The sequence below is a fragment of the Sutcliffiella halmapala genome (assembly GCF_002019665.1).
In the GTDB taxonomy this organism is placed as follows: Bacteria; Bacillota; Bacilli; order Bacillales; family Bacillaceae_I; genus Sutcliffiella_A; species Sutcliffiella_A halmapala.
On sequence record NZ_KV917375.1, the window covers coordinates 4491441 to 4511850 of the forward strand.

A 20410-nucleotide genomic window follows, 5' to 3' on the forward strand; every position below is an offset into this window, starting at 1 on the left:
TTTAGAAAGCACGTTATTCTACTTCATATCCTTCTTCATCAATTGTTTCTTTAATTTGCTCTAATGATACATTTTCGCTCTTATATTCTACTGCCACTGTACCTGTAGCTAAATCTACTTTAACAGTACTAACTCCGGCTAATTCTCCAACGCTACCTTCTACCGCTTTGACACAATGTCCACAAGACATACCATTTACTTTTAATGTTACCTGTTCCATCGTCTATCACTCCTCTATGATTATTTCATTAATCGCTTGACAGTTACTAAAAGTTCGTCAATAACTTCTGTGTCTCCCTCTTGAATTCTCTCTACAATACATGATTTCATGTGTCCTTCAAGAAGTAGCTTTCCTACACTATTCAACGCGGACTGAATCGCAGAAATTTGGGTGAGGACATCATCACAATACGTATCTTGTTCAATTAAACGTTTTACTCCTCTAACTTGCCCTTCTACACGGTTCAGTCGCGAAATAAGATTTTTCTTCACTACCTCCGAATGATGGCTTTTACGCTCCTCATTACCTGAGTGGCAGCATTCTTTATCTGTAAGCTCTGTATTTTGATTAATAATTGGTGGTTCCGGAAGGTTTTCCATAGGTGTATTGACCTCCTCTCGTTATTAATGTAACATACCCCTATACGGTATGTAAACTCTAAATTAAAAATAAATTTTGTGAGGGTTAAATTAATGTGGGAATCTTTTTTTCTTGATTGGCTTCAAGCTGCGGGACCATTTGCTATTTTACTTAGTATTATCTTCAATACCTTCATAAGCATTCTAGCGTTTATTCCCAGCTTTTTTATTACTGCAGCTAATATTATCTTTTTTGGATTTTGGATGGGAACATTGATTTCTTTTTTAGGAGAATCAATAGGTGCTATCGTCAGTTTTTTTCTTTATAGAAAAGGAATTAAAGCTTTTTCACCAAACGTACTAAAACGTTATAAATGGTTGCTACGTTTACAGCAAACAGAAGGTGGACGAGCTTTCTGTCTTATACTCGCCTTACGTCTTTTTCCATTTGCTCCCTCTGGTCTCGTTACCTTAGCTGGTGCAACAAGCAAGATCAAATGGCTACACTTCGCCATTGCCAGCACCTTAGGAAAAATCCCAGCCCTTCTACTCGAAGCCTACTCCGTCTACCAAGTGCTCGAATGGAACCTCACAGGAAAAATCATCCTCACCATGTTCTCTATACTGGTAGTGGGTATATTAATTATAAGAAAAAGGTAAATGGTGCCAGACACCGTTTACCTTTTTCTTCCTCATCCTATTTTTTCTTGTTGTACGTGCTCGAGTAGGAATACGGATCTTTTTTTCCCATAGAAACTTAGATGGTGTAATGGTCTTGTCATCGCAACGTAGAGGAGTTTCACATCGATTTCGGTTACCGTGTACACCTCATCAAGCGCACATAACAATACCACGTCGAATTCTAGTCCTTTTGCTAATTGAGCATGAACAATAACGACATCCTCTTGATTAATTTCCTCGTTTTCCTGTAGCAACTGAACCTTTAAACTCGTATGTTTCCTAAACAGCGCTTCAATTTTTTGGCACTCTTTTTCTGTTTTTCCGATGATGGCAATCGTTTTCCGCCCATTAGCATATAAATCGACAATATGCTCTTCCATTACCTTTACCGCATCGGCATCATTATTTCCCCATTCAACAAATAACGGCTTCCCCCCGTGCCTTACTACTGGTTCTACCTGTGGAAGCTCAAATGGAAGTAATGTTAAAATATCGTTCGCTGCTTGCATAATCTCAACAGTTGTACGATAGCTTTTCTGCAATGTAGTATAGGCAGCCCGCGGGAATATCTCCTCTTTGACTTTATTCCAATCCTGTATTCCCCGGTAAGAGTGAATACCTTGAGCTAAATCTCCTACTATCGTAAACATGTCCGTCTCTAAAGCACTTTTTAAAGCCGCTAACTGAAAATAACTATAATCCTGCGCCTCATCTATTACCACATTTCGTGCTCGTAAATCCTTATCAATTCCGTACAAATGATGTTGCAAATAAAGTAACGCCGCAAGATCTTCCAGTTCATAGTTTTTTTGTTTATGTAATTTCACTTGATCGTTCACGAAATACCTAATCTGATAATCATCCAAAAATTCTCTCGCATATTTTGTAAACAGTTCTCGATCCGTAACCAACTGCTCATAATAATAGAAAAGTGTTTTTTTAGGAAGCTTTCGAATAAAGGCATTTACTGCTGTTCGTGATTCTTTCATAATCTCTTTTGTTATCTCTTCTTTTTTATCCATCGCTTTGGTAACATAGCTTTTTCTTTTTGCAGGATCCAAATTCGAATTAAAAAGTGCCTTATCTAGCTTATGATCATAAAATCTCGCTACCTTTTCTATCAAAACTTTTTTCTCGGTTCGTACGTAGTTTTGCAACACTTCTTTTACCTTTTCAATTCGTCGATAATACGGGAGGTAGGTATATTCTCTTGTAATTAATTGTTTCATTCTCTCCGCGGTATAAAGTTTAATTTTAGCCGTTAAATAAAAATCTTCTGTTGGAATTAAGGTCTCGAGAATATCCACTAAATACCGATCCATTATTTCTCTATACTCAAGTGACCCTTTAAAACTAGCAAGCCATTGGACTATTTCTGGATCTTCATACTCGTGGTTAATAAAGCCCATTAACTTTTCTGATGGTTGACGTAGCTTTATTTTCTTACCAATACAACTTTTCACATAATCAATGAAAGTGGTCTGTAAAATACGGTCTACACCGAGTTCAGGGAGAACTTCAGATATATAATCAATGAATAAATTATTGGGAGCTAAGATCATCAGCTGTTCTGGGCGAAACTGCTCTTGATACGTATAGATAAAATAAGAAATACGGTGCAACGCAATGGTAGTTTTTCCACTTCCTGCCGCCCCTTGTACGATTATTGGCTTATTTAAATCTGCCCGGATAATTCTATTTTGCTCTTCTTGAATCGTTGAAACAATATCTGTTAACCGGTTACTAGAGCTGCCAGACAACGACTCCTGTAGCAATTCGTCCGTTGTCGTTAAATCAACATCTCGAATCTCCTGCAGTTCTCCCTCTTCCATGATGTATTGCCGTTTTAACGAAAGGTAACCATCATAGACCTCACCCTCTGCTTCATAGGTGACATCTCCTAATCGTCCATCATAGTATAGGTTCGCGATTGGAGAACGCCAATCCACAATAATCGGGTCCTGCGTCTCTCGATCAAATAGAGAAGCTTTCCCAAAATATAAGATCTCCTCCTGGTCCTTTCCTTTTCGCTTATAATCTACTCTTGCAAAATAGGGCTTATGTTGAATTTTCTTTAAGTTCCGAATCTCCTCCGCTGTTCTTTGTAAGAGATTCGCATTCGTTAACATGTTCATATAGCTTAAACTACTATCCTTAAAATCCATTCCATCTAACGCTTCTTTAAAGCTGGTTCGAAAGGACTCCTCATCCATTTCTGACGCCTTTATAACAATATCCATATACTTCTTCGTAAATAAAAGCCGTTCCATTTCCTGTTCAAAATCAGGATGCTTCTTCTTGTTTTCTCCCAACCTCTTCACACTCCTTACTTGTTTTGGAGACGCAAAAAACCATGAACTAGAGAAGTCTCCATTCATGGTACAATCCTTGGGTTACATTTTTCAAAGTACGCAACGCTCTTATGTTCTTTTAGCCGGAAAAATAATTATAAACGCTTACATGATAATTTGCAATTTTCTTTCATATTTTTATTTTAGGCTAGATTCCATCCCTATGGAAAATTAACCCTTGTCTATCATTCATTTAATATGTAAACTTAAAATGAATTTAAGTTTACATAAGGAGTGGAGACAGATGACTTGGAAACAGCTTGCTGAAAAAGTAATAAAAGGCTATTCCCTTACCACAGAAGAAGCATTACGAATTCTCAATGAAAATGATGAGAATGTATTAGAGCTTGTTCAAGCAGCCTATCAAATTAGAAAGTACTATTATAGCAATAAAGTAAAACTTAACTTAATCATTAATGCAAAAAGTGGTCTATGTCCGGAAGACTGTGGCTATTGCTCCCAATCTATGAAAGCCAACACTGAAATCGAAAGCTACCCTCTCGTTAGCAAACAAATCATTGTAGAAGGGGCAAAGGAAGCGAAGAAAAACAAAATCGGTACATACTGTATTGTAATGAGCGGTAGAAAACCAACGAATCGTGATGTAAATACTGTTGTAGCTGCTGTTCAAGATATCAAAACAAATATTGATAACATCAAGATTTGTGCCTGTTTAGGACTTGTAAATGATGAGCAAGCACGACTACTGAAGGAAGCAGGTGTCGATCGCTTTAATCACAATATCAACACTAGCAAAGGACATCATAGTGAAATAACTACGACACATGAATACGACGATCGTATTAAAACGCTAGAAACCTTGAAAAATGCGGGAATCTCCCCTTGCTCCGGCGTCATTTGTGGAATGGGCGAAACTCACGCAGATATTGTAGAGATGGCCTTTTCCCTTAAGGATTTACAGGTAGATTCTATTCCAGTTAATTTTCTGCATCCTATTGAAGGTACCAAGCTTGAAGGCCTTGATGAGCTAACCCCTTTAAAATGTTTGAAAATCCTTGCTATGTTCCGTTTTGTTAATCCTACAAAAGAAATTCGAATCTCTGGCGGACGGGAATATAACTTGCGTACTCTTCAAAGTTTAGGGCTATATATGGCCAATTCCATTTTCGTTGGGGACTACTTAACAACAAGCGGTCAAGCTTCAGACCAAGACTATCAAATGATCAAGGACTTAGGGTTTGAAATAGAAGAAAACGCATTTGAAACAGAAAGTCAGCATTTTGCTACTACTGGAGAAAAAGCATAATTAACAGAAGCCTTGCAGTAGTCACCGCAAGGCTTCTGTTCTAATTTGAAACGAATAAATCATTTAAATCTCTCAAAATAATTTTCTTCTCTTTCCAAAAAGTGTATAATTTGATTTGAATATTTAGAAATTTGTGTAAATTATATGTTTTTGGGGGGAATTCACATGGTTAATTATGAGAAAAAACATCTTTTTATTATGAGTGCGATTGGCTTATTGATATTAATGCCTCTCTTCTTACTAACTGGGCCTTTTATTTTCCAAGGGATATTGTTTGATGATCCAAGTGTTTGGTTGATTCAGACACCAACTCAATCCTATTGGTTATATGCTATATCTATCTTCCTGCTTGCTTTAAGCTTATTCTTATCTTATTTCTACACAAAATTTTCCATTTTCATTACTATACTTGGTATTATCCTAGCAGGTGTTTTTTTCACGATGGGTACCTTTACTTTTAAATCATTAAGTACAGAGGAAATTACTTGGGGTGAACCACTTGCATTTAAGACTCATGTGTACTCATGGGAAGATGTGAAAGAGGTTATCTTAGTTTCTCCGCCTAATAAAGAGGAAAAACACACGATGGTATTTTACTTTAAGGATGGAAATGAAGTAACATTTATTCGCAATATTGCTTTTCAAACTGAATTCTCCAACTTTAATACTGCAAGAAGACAGTACAATTTTCCTTTTACAGCAAGTGAATAGAATGTTGAACTAGCCTAATAGTACGATTTCCTCCAAACAAACAGGATACTACACTACATGTGGAGAAACCTATAATACCAATATTAATTGGAAGATTGGAACTTCACTTGACTGAACTGAGGGGGATTTAGAAAATGGATATACTATTTGGATTAGTAATACAACTATTCATCGGTGGAATTATGACATTCTGTGTTTTTGCATTTATTCAGTTTCTTTTACCAAAGTTTAATTTACTATATTTGCTTGGTGGCCTATATGTGATTGGTTGCTTAGTTGTCATTTTTAATAGTTGGACTCAAGAATGGCTACTCTTTACCATTCTATCCATAATCGCTCTATTCGCCATCCTCACCGTAAGATTTTACCGATATATATATCAACTCACGGAACAAAAAGCAAACGAGTGGAAAGAGATTAATTTATAGAAACAAAAGGCCATTTTCTATATCTGAACGGAAATGGCCTTTTTATTTTTGCTCTGTTAAATGCCGCTGTTGATTTCCGCAGGAGTCTACGTCTTTCGCTCCAATCAACAGCTTAGTTAGTAAATATCAACCCTAAACTTTAGCTTTTCTTTTAAATTTAAAACTATCCGTTCACCACTGTTCCGCCATTAACATGAAGCATTTGTCCAGACACATACGTTGAATCATCTGAAGCTAAATATACATAAGCAGGTGCTAGCTCTGCTGGTTGCCCCGGTCGTCCCATTGGGGTATCCGTTCCGAACTCTTCCACATTTTCTGCTGGGAAGGATGCAGGGATTAACGGAGTCCATATCGGTCCTGGAGCAACCCCGTTGACCCTAATTCCACTGCCAACAATATTTGCTGATAAAGAGCGGGTAAGCGCTACAATTGCTCCTTTAGTAGCAGCATAATCCATTAAGACTGGCTGACCTTTATAAGAAACAATAGAAGCGGTATTAATGATAGAGCTGCCCTCTTTCAGGAATGGCATCGCAGCTTGGATAAAATAAAAATAGGAAAATATATTGGTTTGAAAAGTACGTAATAATTGATCGGAAGAAATATCCTCTATTCTTTTTTGATAGTGTTGTTCTGCAGCATTATTCACTAGCACTTGGAGACTACCGAACTCTTCCACTGTTTGCTTTACCACATCGGTACAGAAATCCTTTTGACCGACATCTCCAGAGTAAAGTAAGCATCTTACCCCATATTCTTCTACTAACTTCTTTGTTTCCTTGGCATCATTATGCTCATCTAAGTAAACGATACTAACATTTGCTCCTTCTTTCGCAAATGCAATAGCTGTTGCTCGTCCAATTCCACTATCCCCACCAGTAATAATGGCATTCTTCCCTTCTAGCTTTCCACTTCCTTTATAGGCAGGATTATTGTAAATGGGTTCTGGCACCATTTTATTTTCTATTCCAGGCTGCTTTACTTGTTCCTGTGCTGGTTGTCCTTCTGTTTGTTGCTTTGAAAAATCTCTTTCTGTCAATTAAATTCCTCTCCTTTTATGAATCAAATATTATGAAAGAAGCTCCAAATCCTAAGTTCTATTTTTTGAGACTATTGCACTGACATTACTATCTAAATTCCACGTTAAAGATTTTTTAAAACCTTTCACAAGAAATTTAGTCCGTGTGCCTTCCCCTCCTATATCAAATTAGAATATTTGTTTAACCTTGCTTCGTTGCGGGAATTACCTTCTGTGTAGACGCAAAAAGAAACACTAAAATATAGAGGAGGAATTTTACTATGTTATGGACCATATTTGCTGTTTTGATTGTACTTTGGTTAGTTGGCTTCGCAATGGAAATTGGTGGAGGGCTAATCCATATCCTATTAGTTCTCGCTCTTCTTTCCATCGTATTTAACCTTTTTGGCAGAAGACGAGCATGAATTAAAATCACCAATAAAAACTTTGTTTAATAATAATTCTTTAGGGAAAACCAAGCATAAGCTTAAAATAAATTTAGTAGGAGGGAACCTATATGTTATGGACAGTTTTTGCAGTCTTACTAATACTATGGTTACTCGGATTCTCATTTGATATCGCAGGAAATCTGATTCATATCATCCTTGTATTAGCACTTATCTCTTTAGTCTTTAACTTATTTGCAGGGCGAAGACGGCCATAAAAAGAAAGATGAGTTAGCTAGAGCATACACAATCTTGTAAAATTGGTTTCTTGCGTAATAAAAAAGCTAGCAAGCTCAGTATTTATGAGGCTTGCTAGCTTTTTTATTTATGTGGTTCTCTTAGGCTTTAGTTCTAATTTAAAAATCCCCTGCGTTGTTTATTTCGTTAAAGTATCTGTTAACACTGGTACAACTTGCTTCTTACGAGAAACTACACCTTTAAGCACAGCTGTATTATTTTCAAGCGTTACGTTATATGCTTTTTCAACCGCAGCAGTTTCTTTACCTAATGTTAATGCAACAGAATCATTTGTTAGAATGTCTGTTACAACAAATACAAACAAGTCTAAGCCTTTCGTTTCTACTACATGAGTAATTGCCGCTTCTAGTTCTGCTTGCAACTTTAATACATCAGACGTATCTACTGTATTTACTTGCGCAATCTCTACTTTATAGTCGCCCATTTGAAATTCTTTTGCATCTAATGTGATTAACTGTTCTACTGTTTTATCGCTTAGATCAGCACCAGCTTTTAGCATGTCTAAGCCATAGCTATCTGCGTCCACTCCAGCAATTTCCGCTAATTCCTTAGCTGCTTGTACATCCTGCTCTGTACAAGTTGGAGATTTAAATAATAGTGAGTCAGAAATAATGGCAGAAAGCATTAAACCTGCAACAGGTTTTGATATTTCAACTCCATTTTCTTTGTATAATTTATTTAAAATAGTTGCGGTACAACCAACTGGCTCCGCACGATAATATAAAGGGTCACTTGTCTCAAAGTTTGCGATACGATGATGATCAATTACTTCCAATACACGAACTTGATCAATATCACTTACACTTTGTTGACGTTCATTATGATCAACTAGGATAACTTCTTGCACTTCGTTACTAACCGCTTCTACTAAACGAGGCACCTCTGCATTAAAATGCTTTAACGCATATTCTGTTTCTCCGTTCAACTCTCCTAAACGAACCGGTTCTGCATCCATTCCTAATTGTTTCTTCAGCTCTGCGTACGCAATTGCAGAACAAATCGAGTCTGTATCTGGGTTTTTATGTCCTAGTACTAATACTTTTGCCATTTGTATTCTCCTTACCACATTTTCATTTATTAAGAGCTATCCTCTTAACTTCCGATAGCTTTTCCTCTGTAAATTTTACCTTAAACTTGGGATTATTTCAAAACACAATCTTAGTTTGTTTGGCACAGAAGCGGAAATATAATTTAGCTAACTTAGATAAAGGAAGCCACTCAAGGTTTTAAAAAGCTATAAACTTTATGAAAAGAGACATGTGTAAACAAAAAAAGGATGCTTACTTTTAAAGTAAACACCCTTTTATATAATTCTTCAAAATTTATTCAAATTTACTTTTCTTTCGGCATCTTCTATAGAATCAACATTTGACCCTGATCGAACTACTTTGGTCTCCTCATCTATACCAGTAAATGGATTGGAATCCAACTCATCAGCGGTAAAAGCGTTACCTCCCAATGTATCTTCATTCGCTGGCGAAGTAGTTACAATTGTTGTCTCGCTTTGAGCTGCTGCGTCTACTAGGACCACTATTCTTCCATTTTCTACGTCCGTTGCATAGACTGGAGCATCTCTATCTGATACTCCAAGTTCTACTAGTCTATTTCCGACACCTTCTGATGTACGGGCCTCTTCGGGCAAAAGTGTATTCTTTAATTTGTCAACAACCGATTCCTCGTTATCCAGACTAATTTTCTCTACCTGTGTACCTCTTGGAAATGCAGATGTGATATGGTGATCTTGTGCAATCACACAAATCTCTTTCTCCTGGTAACCTTGAACAATTAATCCTTCCACTACATTTTTCGCTTGTAGCTCAGATTCATAGACACCAAATATATTTCTATTCATTTCTATTGCCTCCTAAGGTTCTTTTACTTTATACATTCCCTAGAGAAACAAAATGAAACTACTTTCACAAAAGCATCTACTGGAAAAATCACCCGAATTGTGCGTAATGAAGCCTACTATAAATCCCTTCTGCTTCAATCAATTCTTCATGTCTCCCTTGTTCTGCTATTCCTTCTTTTGTTACGACCATAATTCGATCTGCGTTTTTAATCGTAGCGAGACGATGTGCAATCACTAGCGTAGTACGGTCCTTAGAAAGTTCTGTTAACGATTCTTGAATAGCGCGTTCTGTTTCAGTATCCAAGGCTGAAGTAGCTTCATCTAAAATAAGAATTGGTGGGTTCTTCAAGAAAATACGTGAAATAGCCAATCGTTGCTTTTGACCACCAGATAGTTTTACACCACGTTCTCCAATCACCGTGTCTAAGCCAAAAGGCTGAGATGCAATAAATTCATCTAATTGTGAACGTCTTGCGGCTTCCATAATTTCCCCATCGTTTGCATCTAATTTTCCATAAGCTATATTTTCGCGAATCGTTCCTGAGAATAGGAATACGTCCTGCTGCACAATACCGATTTGGCTACGCAACGATTCGAGTGTTAATTCGCGAGTATCGTAGCCATCGATAATGATGCTACCTTCCTCTAGCTCATAAAAGCGTGGTAACAAGCTACATAGCGTTGTTTTCCCTGCCCCAGAAGGCCCAACAATTGCAACAGTTTCTCCAGCTCGTACCGATAAATTAATATTTTTTAATACTTGCTCGTGCCCTTCATATCCAAAGGAAACATTTCGATAGTGAATCTCACCATCTAACTCTGCATGAACAGCCCCAGGAGCATCCGCGATATCAGGCTCAGTATCCATAATTTCTACATACCGCTTAAATCCAGCGATTCCTTTAGGATAACTCTCAATAACGGCATTAATTTTTTGAATTGGCCCTAATAATATATTGGCAAGTAAAATAAACGCTACGAACTGGCCATAACTTAAATCGCCTGAAATGACGAAGAATGTACCAAATAATAAAGTAAAAAGCGTAACTAAGCGCATTAACATATAGTTTGCTGTTATGTTTTGCGCCATAATTTTATAGGATGATAACTTTGTATTTCGATAGTTTTCATTGTTTACCGCAAATTGCTTCTGTTCATGTTTCTCATTGGCAAATGCCTGAACAACACGAATCCCGCCAATGCTATCCTCTACACGTGCATTAATATCCGCAACATCTGAAAACATTCTGTGAAACGTTCGAGTCATCTTTTTGTTAAAATGAATTGCGAGTATCATTAGTAGCGGAATAACTAAGAATGAAAGAATCGCAAGCTTCCAATTAATCGTTAGCATTAAAATAAATGCACCCACTAATGTCATCACTGCAACAAAGACATCCTCCGGTCCATGGTGAGCAACCTCACCAATTTCCTCCAAATCCTTTGTTAATCTAGAAATAGAGTGCCCTGTTTTGTTGTTATCATAATAACCAAAGGACAGCTTTTGCATATGTTGAAAAAGCTTTCTACGCATGTCGGTTTCAATATTGATCCCAAGCATATGACCCCAGTATGTAACGATATAATGCAATCCAGTATTAATTAAATAAATAGCCAGCAATCCAAGACAAGCCCAGACAATAATTGTCCAATTTCCCTCTGGCAAAAGTCGATCAATGACCTGATTCACCGCTAATGGAAAGGCAAGCTCAAGCAACCCAACTAAAATCGCACAAGAAAAATCTAAAATAAAAAGCCATTTATAAGGCCTATAATATGAAAAAAAACGTCGTACCACACTTCCCACTCCCTTTTAATAACTTTGTTAAAGCGTATTATTGATATTTGACTAATCCTATTCGATGATTAAGCGAAAGTCGTGTACTCCCTACTTTGATAAGGCGAGACTAGCACTGAAATCAACAGCTGCGTTTAAAAGACACACCAATGCAAAGAAAAATCGCACCATGGATAATGAAAAAGTTGCCCATCAAGTATCCCCCGTACCCCCCTGTAGATTGAAGTGGAAGGTGTGAGACTCCTGCGGGAAGTAGCGTTTTGTGGAGACCCCGCAGGCATGAAGTGCCGAGGAGGCTCCACAAGCGCCCCGCGGAAAGCGAACACCTGCAACGGAGATCAACAGGGAGTTTAACAGGCAACCTACTTATTTTCAAGGTAGCATTTTAATATATGTAAATAGACAAAAACTCCCCATTCTCACATTGTACCGTTTAATCTTTTAACCTAGTAGTATTTATTTCGCCACACTAATGATAATGATTTTCATTTATCAACTAACTATACTACTTCTCATTTCATTACGTCAATGACTCTTTCTAGGAAATCACAACTAAATTGTGATATAAAGAATACAACATAAGAAACAAAATCCTATTTTTACAGAACAGGAGAAAATAGTGATGATACGGATATTAATTATTGAAGATGAAAAGAAAATCGCGAGGATACTCCAGCTTGAGCTTGAACATGAGGGCTACGAAACGGATGCAGCATTTACTGGTTTAACTGGGTTAGAAAAGTTTAGTGCTGGTAACTGGGATTTAGTATTGCTCGATGTCATGCTGCCTGAGCTTAGTGGCTTAGAGGTGTTACGGCGCATTCGTGCGACTGGTTCCCACACACCTGTCATCCTTCTAACAGCAAGGAACTCTATTCCAGATAAAGTAAGCGGTTTAGATCTTGGAGCTAATGATTATATGACAAAGCCTTTTGAAATAGAAGAGCTTCTAGCAAGAGTAAGAGCTTGCATTCGAACCGCTCAATCTCGTCTTGAGCAAGATGATTTACTAACTATTCAAGACTTGACCGTTAACGAAAAAACAAGAGAAATCAAACGGAATGAAGAAAACATCGAATTAACTCCAAAGGAATTTGAATTATTCGTATTTTTTATCCAGAATAAAAACCAAGCATTAAACCGTGAGCAAATTTTAACTAATGTATGGGGCTTTGATTACTACGGCGACACCAATATTGTCGATGTGTATGTGCGCCATTTGCGTAAAAAACTATCCATCGCAGATTCACTCCAGACAATTCGAGGCGTTGGTTACCGTTTAAAGGAGTAAAATCATGAAGATTAAAAGTAAGATTTTGTTGCTATCAAGCGTATGGTTAGTACTGATACTACTGCTTATTAATGGTTCTATCTATTTTTTGTTTCAGAAGATTATTTTTAATAACGAAACAAACCGGGTAACTGAACATACTAAGGCCGTTGTAACAGCAGCAAACGAGGCGATTGCAGCAGACGTAATACATGAAGATTTACGCCTGTTATTTCGCGCTTACCTCCCTACTAACGGGATGATTCGTATAATTACAGAAGAAACTAGTTCTTCTCTTACCATTTCAAAAAAAGCCTATATGAAACAGCTTCCGACCAAATATGAAAACCAACAATCTATTGCTCTTCGGACATTTGACGATATCCCATATGCCGTTGTTTCGTTCCCTATTATCTGGACTGATGGGAGCGTTGTAATGCTTGAAGTAACGGAGAGTCTCGAGGATTCACAGAAAACCTTACGAACGTTATTCATTGTGCTTTCTACCGCTTCCTTTATCGTACTAATTCCCGCCTTATTTTTTGGAAGTATGTTAAGTCGATTAATTGTGACACCGATTAACGCCTTAACCAATACGATGAAACAAATTCAAACAACAGGTGCTTTTCAGAAAATCCAACTAGAATCGTCCTCCAAAGATGAGCTCTATACGATGGGAATGACCTTTAATCAAATGATTGATATTTTAGAAAGAAACTACCAAAAGCAACAACAGTTTGTTTCAGATGCCTCTCATGAATTAAAGACTCCACTGACCGTCATTGAAAGCTATGCTAGTATGCTTAAACGCTGGGGGAAACAGAAACCAGAACTTTTTGATGAGTCGATTAATGCTATCTATTCAGAAGCAATTCGAATGAAAGAAATGACCGAACAAATGCTTCAACTAGCTAATGCAGATTCTCACTTGACCTTAGAAAAAACGAATATAGACTTACTTTCCATCAGCAAGCAAGCTAGCCAGCATATTCAAGTATCTTTTCATCGAGACATCCATCTATATGAAAACGGATCGGATTTTCATCTGTGGGCTGACGAAAATAAATTGAAGCAAGTCATCTATATTTTATTAGACAATGCTCGGAAATATAGTCAGGGAAGTATTACATTAAAACTTTCCGAAACGAACAGTATCTGTGCCTTTTCAATCATAGATCAAGGCGAGGGAATACCGACCGAAGATTTAGATAAGATATTTGATCGCTTTTATCGTGTGGATAAGGCGAGAAATCGCGAAACAGGTGGGGCTGGATTAGGCTTGGCGATTGCAAAAAAAATAGTCGAAGCGCATGATGGATCAATTACCATTACGAGCACAGAAGGTAAAGGAACTACTGTCACTGTTACTTTACCAAAACAAGAAGAAAGGGATGTGATTAATCATGAAGCGTAAGAAACTACTACTCCTTTTATCACCAATCCTAATTCTTGTGGTTGCTCTCTTATTCATTCTTTTTTTCAAACAAGATTCTACACTCGCTTCCGAGGAAGAAATTGTAGGAATTGTTCAAACGCACTATACAACTAGTGAGATTCAATCTATTTCACAACAAAACACTGAATATACGGTTGTTGTTCAACATAATTTTGGAGAGTATCAACTAATAATTGATGGAGAATCTCGTGAAATAATCTCACTTAAACAAATAAGTTCTAACACCGAAGATGGTTCTACTACAGGAGAACCAAGGGAAGAACCCGAACAAGAATCGGCACCTAGTATGTTAACGGAACTACAAGCGATTGAGATTGCCCTTCAAGAGGTTTCCGGTACATTAGATGATATTGAATTGGAAGAAGAAAATGGGATAAAAGTATATGAGGTAGAGATTAATGTGGATGATGAGACAGAGGCTTTGGTTATTATTAATGCGTATACAGGGAAGATACTCTCTGTCACATTAGATTGATCCTTACATTAAAATTTTTTAATGTTTTACTCCTTTTCTATTAATGTTGAGCACTTATGATGAATGTGTAGCAAAGATAAGTGAAACAAATTAAAGGAGGAAACAATCATGAAACTATTCACAGCAGTATTGGCAGGCGCCGTATTAATCGGTGGCGTAAGTGTTGGAGCGGAAGCATTAAAAAAGAACGACCCAGAAAAGAATTTACAACAGGTTCAAAATATAGAACCACCTTCAGATGAGGCGAATACAGGAATTACTTTATCAGAAGCAGCTGACATCGCATTGGGGAAGGTAGAAAACGGAGTGGTTACAGATGCTGAAAAAGACCGTGAAAATGGACGATTAGTTTTTGAAATTGAAGTAAAAGATGACGAATTCGAATATGACTTTAAAATTGATCAACAAAACGGCGACATTATAAAAGAAAAGAAAAAAGCTAGAAAAGGAAAAAAATATCGTAATGACACTTCTTTATCCCCTAGCAATGAAGCATTGATTTCTATTGCCAAAGCGAAAGATGTAGCCTTAAAAGAAGTACAGGGTATAGTCGACGATATTGAGTTGGAAAGAGAAAATGGAGCTTATGTATACGAAGTAGAAATCGAACCAGAAAATCAGGGAACTGACGATGATGATGTAACAGTATACGTGGATGCAGTTACTGGGAAAGTGTTGTATGTAGAGTGGGATGATTAATAACATGAAGAAAGCGAAGGGAATTGACTCCTTCGCTTTTTTCATGAGAAATTTTCATGATTAGATTCATTTTTAACGGGTATTTGTTTAAGGGTATACGTTAGGGTTAGGGTGAACAAACCCACTTAAAAGGAGAGAAAAGTATTTTGAGTATGTCTCCAGAAGTTATCGGATTCAGTCTAATAATTTTAGGTGTTCTTTTAATAATAGGGAAATGGCTACGCGTCTCTCTTCCATTTCTGCAAAAACTCTTTGTTCCAAGCTCTATTATGGCTGGCCTACTTGGACTTTTTTTAGGTCCAGAAATACTTGGGAAGTTAGGTGTAGAACTATTTGATACTGGAGGCTTATTTCCAGAAAGTATGTTGGAAGTTTGGGAGGAGCTTCCTGGGTTACTCATCAGTGTTATTTTTGCTTCCTTTTTTATTAGTAAGACCATTCCCTCTCTAAAAAAAATGTGGCAAGTCTCTGGACCACAAATAGCGTTTTCCCATTTTATTTCATGGGGACAATATGTGGTTGGAATTTCTTTAGCCCTCTTTGTCCTCACTCCGTTTTTCGACCTTAACCCAGCGGCAGGAGCCTTGCTTGAAATTAGCTTTATTGGAGGACATGGAACGGCAGCCGGTTTATCAGGAACCTTTTCAAGTGTAGACTTTGAAGAAGGAAAAGATTTGGCAGTAGGACTAGCTACTGTTGGAGTTTTGACAGGAGTTCTATTTGGAATATTCCTTGTTAACTGGGGAGCACGGAATGGAAAAACAGAGATTTTATCCAGTCCAAATGATATATCCGAAGAGCAGTTAAAAGGAATCATCTCCGAAGAAAACCAACAAGATGAGCCAGTAGGTCAAAAGACAACCCGCTCAGAATTTATCGAGACATTCACTGTGCACTTTGCATACATAGGAGTGGCAATTGGAATAGGGTACGTCCTATTAGAAGGCTTGATTTATCTAGAAGAAGCTCTTTGGAGTGATACCCTTGAATTATTTACCCACTTACCATTATTCCCTCTAGCAATGGTCGGCGCAATTATTGTGCAACTCTTTATGAGTAAATGTGTGAAGCATAATATTCTGGATACTGGAATTGTTAATAGAATTCAAGGATTTTCCCTTGATATTCTCATAGCTTCTGCAATCGCTACCCTTTCTCTTACTGTTATTGGTGAGTACTGGCTTCCATTCTTACTTATGTCCGTTGTCGCAATCTCTTGGAATATGCTTGCCTTCTTTTTTATCGCCCCTCGAATCATGCCCGATTATTGGTTTGAGCGAGGTGTTGGAGATCTAGGGCAAGCAATGGGAATGAGTGCGGCTGGAATGATGTTGATCAATTTAGCAGACCCTAATGCGGAAACTCCCGCTAAGAAAGGTTTTAGTTATAAACAGTTATTTCTCGACTTAATTGTAGGTGGAGGAATAGTAACCGCTGCTTCCGTCCCTTTAATTATCGCCCTCGGTTCGGTGCCAACCCTCATTATTGCTAGCGTTGTTATGACTGGATGGTTGCTATTAGGACTCTTTCACTTTGGTGGAAATAAGAAGAAAAACAACTAGGTAGTAGCTTGGGGAATCTGAGCTTCTACCTAGTTGTTTATAGCAATACTTCTCTTTATTCAAGAGGTCACCGTTTATTCGGCAATCCCTCCATTACATAAATACACTCTTCTCAATTTGCTTCATTTCATAAAAATAGCCTTTTTGCGCCATGAGCATCTCAAAAGTTCCTACTTCCACGACTTTCCCTTGCTCCATTACAATAATCTGATCCATTTTTTCCAAGCCAGTTAATCGATGGCTTACTAAGACGAGGGTATCATTCTTTGCTTGTTCCAATAGGTGCTGAAATATCACTTGTTCGGTTAAGGCGTCAACTGAGGATGTTGGTTCATCGAGTAACCACAAGCGACCACCTTTCAACATCGCACGCGCAATCGCCAAACGCTGCTTTTCTCCTCCTGAGAGATTCTCGCCTTTTTCTTGAACGGTATTATCTAATGACAAATAGTCTAGTCTTACTTTTGCAAGCATCTCTTGCAATTCGGAGTCCAGTAAATCCTCCCTAGCAAGCAAGAGGTTATCCCTAATCGTGCCATAGAAAAAGTGATTTTCCTGTAGAACTACGTTGGTCTTTTTCCATAAATCCTCTTGTGAAACTACTGTAATCGGTGTCCCACTCACCTGAATGGAACCTTTGTCGGCTGAACGTATTTTTAATATCAGCTGCAACAATGTTGATTTTCCAGAACCACTTGGGCCAACAATCGCTGTTTTGGTTCCCAAAGATAAATTTAAGCTGACATGATCAAGTGCAACTCTAGATTCTCCTGGGAAAGTAAAGCTTACCCTTTCAAACTCTACTGATAAAGAACAATCATCAGGCAATTCCACAACCGTCTCTTGCTGAACTGGTTCATCCTTTACCACAGAATAGAGCCGTGTAGCTGCTCTCCTACTATCCTCCAAGTGACTGGGGAGAACGGCCATCGGAGTCGCATTTTCAAAAACGGTCAAGGAGATCATTACGAGCATCGCAAGGAACAAACCATTCAATTCACCATCTGCTACTAAATAGGCTCCAAGTCCAAGTACCAGCCAAGATATAACGAGCGTCACGAACGTATTCACGGACTGATTAAACATTGCCTGGCTGCCTTCTCTTTCTTGCTCTTTCAAATAGGCGTCAGCAGCTTGTGTTAAATACTCCTCTTTGTCCGCCAGCTTTTGATAGATTTTTAAATCTCGAAAGCCATATAAAAGCTCTGTCACTTCTGTTGATAGCTCGCCACGCTCGTCTCTCACTCTACTTTGTAACTTGCGTTGACTCCATGCAAATAACGCTGGAACTACAAATCCTGTTAATAAAAGACCGACAAATATAACGAGTGCGATATAAACAGCATAGAATGATAGGAAGAAAATCGTGCTTAGAAAGACAAGGACAAGCACAATCGGTGGGTAGACGACACGTAAAAAGAAGTTTTGTAAACTCTCTACATCTCCAACAATTCTCGCTAACAGATCGCCACTACGGTATTGTTGAAAAATTCTAGGTGCCAATGGCTCTAGCTTTTCAAAAAATGATACACGTAAGTTGCTCAAAATAGTAAAGGTAGCTCGGTGCGAGAAATATCTCTCCCCATAACGGCTTAGTGCTCTAGCAAACCCAAACAGTTTCAAAAGGGCTATCATCACAGTAAGTGCATAAATAGGTGGTTCAAGTGCAGCCTTTGAGATTAAGTACCCACTCGAAGCAAATAGTCCCACCGCCGCTATTCCTGCCGTGAAACCCAGGAGAATGGAGTATAAAATGTCCTTTTTTTCCTTCATCATTAGCTTTAGTACGGTTGCTAAATCCTTCATTGCGCTCCACCTCCTTGCTGAACAGAAACCATCTCTCGATATTCTGGAACAGAAGCTTGAAGCTCCTCATGAGATCCTTGTGCTAAAAGCTTGCCATTTTCTAAAAGGAGAATGCTGTCTGCCTTCTTAATGGTGTGTAAACGATGTGCAACGGTAATCACTGTTGATGATTTCGCCAATTCTTTAATAGAAGCTTGAAGGATCCGCTCCGTTTGGAGATCTAGTCCCGTTGTCGGCTCATCAAAAAGAATAACAGTCGGCTTCTTCAAAAATGCTCTTGCCAACGCAATTCGTTGCTTTTCTCCTCCTGAAAGTCCTCTTCCTGCTTCTCCAATTTTCGTATCAAAGCCCTTTTCAAGTGACGCAATTAGTGGCAGAATACCAGCTTTATCTGCTGCCACCTCAATTTCCTTTCGTGTGGCATTAGCCTTTCCTCCAATTGAAATATTGTCTGCAATCGTTCCTGAAAAGAGATAGGGATTTTGAGAAATATAGCTCAACTGATCAAACCAGTCTTTCTCTTTATAGGTCAACTGCAACTGGCCATCCACGAGCACTTCTCCTTCTGTCGGCTTAGCTAATCCCGCAATTATATTGAGCAACGTCGATTTACCTGCCCCACTTCGACCTACAATCGCGATTTGATGATAGGACGGAATCTTTGTATCGATGTTCTTTAACGAAAAACTGTTTTCATCATAATGAAAGCCAACATTCTTAAGATTGATGACAGGAGGTGTAGCACCATTTTCTAATTGCTCTTTTCCCCATTCAAGCGGTTCTTCCTCAGTTGCTAGTTCATCCGTCACTTTTTTCGCTGCCCCCATACTTCCACGGCCTGTGTGGAAGGCACTCCCTAATTCTTTCAAGTACAAATAAAACTCAGGAGCCAAAACTAAAACGAAAAACGCCGGAAAGAATGTGACATTCTTAAAGACTACCAGTTGTAGGCCTACCTCCAATGCAATGAGTCCAATCGCAAGCATCGAGATGAACTCGAGCATTAACGATGAAAGAAAGGCAATTTTCAACACGTCCATTGTGGCATCACGAAAAGATAAACTACTATGTTGAATGGCTTGTTTTTGTTGCGCTGAACGACCGAACAATTTTAGTGTTGTTAATCCTTGAAGGGTATCAAGGAACTTCCCTGAAAAAGCTGCAAGCTTATCCATTTGTTCTTCAGATTTTTTCTTTGTCTTTAATCCCACTACAATCATGAAAATCGGAATGAAAGGTGCGGTAACTAAGATGATTAAGCCTGAATTAACATGCTGACTAAATATTGCAATCAAAATTATTATTGGAATTATAGAAGATTGGATCATTTGTGGAATATAGCGACTGAAATACGGATCGATTTCATCCACGGCATCCATCATGACACTGACCTTTTGTCCTGATTGCCCCTTCAATGAAGCTTGAATAGGACTTTTGGAAAATTTATTTAATAGCGCCCTTCGGAAGTCACGCTTTACTCTTGTTGCCATCTTCACTCCTGCTACCCCATTCAGATAGGTAAGCAACGCTCTTGCAGCAAGAACGAGAATAAGGCCACCTAAAAACGGGATAAGCTCTTGAAATGAGTGCCCTCGTAAAAATACGCGGTCCACAATCGTCACAAAGAAGTAAGCCTGCCCGATGACTGTTATTCCAGTCAAAATAGCAAGGATGATAAGGGTGATCCTTGTACCTCTATGTGCTTTTGCTATCTCTTTCAGATCCTTCATACACTCCCTCTTCTCTACTT

The 20410-nt window shown here is 38.2% G+C and carries 20 protein-coding genes; 11 read left to right on the top strand and 9 right to left on the bottom strand.

The window, feature by feature from the left end; translation table 11 throughout:
- Window positions 1–13 precede the first annotated feature (13 nt).
- Complete coding sequence (copZ, locus tag BK580_RS22105; protein WP_078382407.1) at window positions 14–220, bottom strand: copper chaperone CopZ; 207 nt, start codon at window positions 218–220, stop codon at window positions 14–16.
- A gap of 20 nt (window positions 221–240) precedes the next feature.
- Window positions 241–600, bottom strand: a complete 360-nt coding sequence (locus tag BK580_RS22110; RefSeq protein WP_078382408.1) for a metal-sensitive transcriptional regulator — start codon at window positions 598–600, stop codon at window positions 241–243.
- 93 nt (window positions 601–693) lie between these two features.
- Between BK580_RS22110 and BK580_RS22115 the strand changes: the two genes are divergently transcribed.
- Window positions 694–1239, top strand: a complete 546-nt coding sequence (locus BK580_RS22115; protein WP_078382409.1) for a TVP38/TMEM64 family protein — start codon at window positions 694–696, stop codon at window positions 1237–1239.
- A 32-nt stretch (window positions 1240–1271) separates the two neighbouring features.
- Here the strand turns inward: BK580_RS22115 and helD are convergent, their stop codons facing one another.
- Window positions 1272–3530 carry an RNA polymerase recycling motor HelD gene (helD, locus tag BK580_RS22120; protein ID WP_235864149.1) on the bottom strand — a complete coding sequence of 753 codons (2259 nt, stop codon included), beginning with the start codon at window positions 3528–3530 and terminating at the stop codon, window positions 1272–1274.
- Window positions 3531–3855: 325 nt separating this feature from the next.
- Here helD and bioB point away from each other — a divergent pair, with 325 nt between their 5' ends.
- The 3 genes from bioB (at window position 3856) to BK580_RS22135 (ending at window position 6017) form a co-directional block, all read left to right on the top strand.
- Window positions 3856–4878: a biotin synthase BioB gene (bioB, locus tag BK580_RS22125; RefSeq protein WP_078382411.1), complete on the top strand. Its 1023-nt coding sequence runs from the start codon at window positions 3856–3858 to the stop codon at window positions 4876–4878.
- Window positions 4879–5043: 165 nt separating this feature from the next.
- The gene (locus BK580_RS22130; protein WP_078382412.1) at window positions 5044–5589 is read left to right on the top strand and encodes a hypothetical protein; all 546 of its coding nucleotides are present in this window, start codon (window positions 5044–5046) and stop codon (window positions 5587–5589) included.
- A gap of 134 nt (window positions 5590–5723) precedes the next feature.
- Entirely contained in the window at window positions 5724–6017 is a 294-nt protein-coding gene (locus BK580_RS22135; protein WP_078382413.1) for a hypothetical protein, read from the top strand.
- 163 nt (window positions 6018–6180) lie between these two features.
- On the opposite strand, the gene BK580_RS22140 is transcribed toward BK580_RS22135, so the two are convergent.
- Window positions 6181–7059, bottom strand: coding sequence for an SDR family oxidoreductase (locus tag BK580_RS22140; protein ID WP_078382414.1), 879 nt, complete (start codon window positions 7057–7059; stop codon window positions 6181–6183).
- Window positions 7060–7319: 260 nt separating this feature from the next.
- Between BK580_RS22140 and BK580_RS23435 the strand changes: the two genes are divergently transcribed.
- Window positions 7320–7463, top strand: a complete 144-nt coding sequence (locus BK580_RS23435) for a lmo0937 family membrane protein (protein ID WP_139364952.1) — start codon at window positions 7320–7322, stop codon at window positions 7461–7463.
- 92 nt (window positions 7464–7555) lie between these two features.
- Window positions 7556–7702, top strand: a complete 147-nt coding sequence (locus BK580_RS23440) for a lmo0937 family membrane protein (protein WP_139364953.1) — start codon at window positions 7556–7558, stop codon at window positions 7700–7702.
- A gap of 158 nt (window positions 7703–7860) precedes the next feature.
- On the opposite strand, the gene BK580_RS22145 is transcribed toward BK580_RS23440, so the two are convergent.
- From BK580_RS22145 to BK580_RS22155, 3 genes are all read right to left on the bottom strand, one after another.
- On the bottom strand, window positions 7861–8790 hold the full coding sequence (locus BK580_RS22145; RefSeq protein ID WP_078382415.1) for a manganese-dependent inorganic pyrophosphatase: 930 nt from the start codon (window positions 8788–8790) through the stop codon (window positions 7861–7863).
- Window positions 8791–9057: 267 nt separating this feature from the next.
- Entirely contained in the window at window positions 9058–9594 is a 537-nt protein-coding gene (locus BK580_RS22150; protein ID WP_078382416.1) for a general stress protein, read from the bottom strand.
- Window positions 9595–9682: 88 nt separating this feature from the next.
- The gene (locus BK580_RS22155; RefSeq protein ID WP_078382417.1) at window positions 9683–11392 is read right to left on the bottom strand and encodes an ABC transporter ATP-binding protein; all 1710 of its coding nucleotides are present in this window, start codon (window positions 11390–11392) and stop codon (window positions 9683–9685) included.
- Between the two features lie 622 nt (window positions 11393–12014).
- On the opposite strand from BK580_RS22155, the gene BK580_RS22160 reads away from it, so the two are divergent.
- The 5 genes from BK580_RS22160 (at window position 12015) to BK580_RS22180 (ending at window position 16854) form a co-directional block, all read left to right on the top strand.
- Window positions 12015–12683, top strand: coding sequence for a response regulator transcription factor (locus BK580_RS22160; RefSeq protein ID WP_078382418.1), 669 nt, complete (start codon window positions 12015–12017; stop codon window positions 12681–12683).
- A gap of 4 nt (window positions 12684–12687) precedes the next feature.
- Entirely contained in the window at window positions 12688–14076 is a 1389-nt protein-coding gene (locus BK580_RS22165) for a sensor histidine kinase (RefSeq protein ID WP_078382419.1), read from the top strand.
- Window positions 14066–14593 carry a PepSY domain-containing protein gene (locus BK580_RS22170; protein ID WP_078382420.1) on the top strand — a complete coding sequence of 176 codons (528 nt, stop codon included), beginning with the start codon at window positions 14066–14068 and terminating at the stop codon, window positions 14591–14593. Before BK580_RS22165 ends, BK580_RS22170 begins: the two co-directional genes overlap by 11 nt.
- Window positions 14594–14701: 108 nt before the next feature.
- Entirely contained in the window at window positions 14702–15292 is a 591-nt protein-coding gene (locus BK580_RS22175) for a PepSY domain-containing protein (RefSeq protein WP_078382421.1), read from the top strand.
- 152 nt (window positions 15293–15444) lie between these two features.
- A complete protein-coding gene (locus BK580_RS22180) occupies window positions 15445–16854 on the top strand; it encodes a sodium/glutamate symporter (RefSeq protein WP_078382875.1) in 1410 nt (469 codons plus the stop codon).
- A 93-nt stretch (window positions 16855–16947) separates the two neighbouring features.
- Here the strand turns inward: BK580_RS22180 and cydC are convergent, their stop codons facing one another.
- Window positions 16948–18660, bottom strand: coding sequence for a thiol reductant ABC exporter subunit CydC (gene cydC, locus BK580_RS22185; RefSeq protein WP_078382422.1), 1713 nt, complete (start codon window positions 18658–18660; stop codon window positions 16948–16950).
- Complete coding sequence (gene cydD / locus BK580_RS22190; protein ID WP_078382423.1) at window positions 18657–20390, bottom strand: thiol reductant ABC exporter subunit CydD; 1734 nt, start codon at window positions 20388–20390, stop codon at window positions 18657–18659. The genes cydC and cydD overlap by 4 nt, the downstream gene beginning before the upstream one ends.
- Between the last annotated feature and the right edge of the window lie 20 nt (window positions 20391–20410).

Bases quoted from the DNA above. Each gene is read 5' to 3' on its own strand.
- copZ (WP_078382407.1), bottom strand. From the start codon at position 220: ATGGAACAGGTAACATTAAAAGTAAATGGTATGTCTTGTGGACATTGT.
- BK580_RS22110 (WP_078382408.1), bottom strand. From the start codon at position 600: ATGGAAAACCTTCCGGAACCACCAATTATTAATCAAAATACAGAGCTT.
- BK580_RS22115 (WP_078382409.1), top strand. From the start codon at position 694: ATGTGGGAATCTTTTTTTCTTGATTGGCTTCAAGCTGCGGGACCATTT.
- helD (WP_235864149.1), bottom strand. From the start codon at position 3,530: ATGGAACGGCTTTTATTTACGAAGAAGTATATGGATATTGTTATAAAG.
- bioB (WP_078382411.1), top strand. From the start codon at position 3,856: ATGACTTGGAAACAGCTTGCTGAAAAAGTAATAAAAGGCTATTCCCTT.
- BK580_RS22130 (WP_078382412.1), top strand. From the start codon at position 5,044: ATGGTTAATTATGAGAAAAAACATCTTTTTATTATGAGTGCGATTGGC.
- BK580_RS22135 (WP_078382413.1), top strand. From the start codon at position 5,724: ATGGATATACTATTTGGATTAGTAATACAACTATTCATCGGTGGAATT.
- BK580_RS23435 (WP_139364952.1), top strand. From the start codon at position 7,320: ATGTTATGGACCATATTTGCTGTTTTGATTGTACTTTGGTTAGTTGGC.
- BK580_RS23440 (WP_139364953.1), top strand. From the start codon at position 7,556: ATGTTATGGACAGTTTTTGCAGTCTTACTAATACTATGGTTACTCGGA.
- BK580_RS22145 (WP_078382415.1), bottom strand. From the start codon at position 8,790: ATGGCAAAAGTATTAGTACTAGGACATAAAAACCCAGATACAGACTCG.
- BK580_RS22150 (WP_078382416.1), bottom strand. From the start codon at position 9,594: ATGAATAGAAATATATTTGGTGTCTATGAATCTGAGCTACAAGCGAAA.
- BK580_RS22160 (WP_078382418.1), top strand. From the start codon at position 12,015: ATGATACGGATATTAATTATTGAAGATGAAAAGAAAATCGCGAGGATA.
- BK580_RS22165 (WP_078382419.1), top strand. From the start codon at position 12,688: ATGAAGATTAAAAGTAAGATTTTGTTGCTATCAAGCGTATGGTTAGTA.
- BK580_RS22170 (WP_078382420.1), top strand. From the start codon at position 14,066: ATGAAGCGTAAGAAACTACTACTCCTTTTATCACCAATCCTAATTCTT.
- BK580_RS22175 (WP_078382421.1), top strand. From the start codon at position 14,702: ATGAAACTATTCACAGCAGTATTGGCAGGCGCCGTATTAATCGGTGGC.
- BK580_RS22180 (WP_078382875.1), top strand. From the start codon at position 15,445: ATGTCTCCAGAAGTTATCGGATTCAGTCTAATAATTTTAGGTGTTCTT.
- cydC (WP_078382422.1), bottom strand. From the start codon at position 18,660: ATGAAGGATTTAGCAACCGTACTAAAGCTAATGATGAAGGAAAAAAAG.
- cydD (WP_078382423.1), bottom strand. From the start codon at position 20,390: ATGAAGGATCTGAAAGAGATAGCAAAAGCACATAGAGGTACAAGGATC.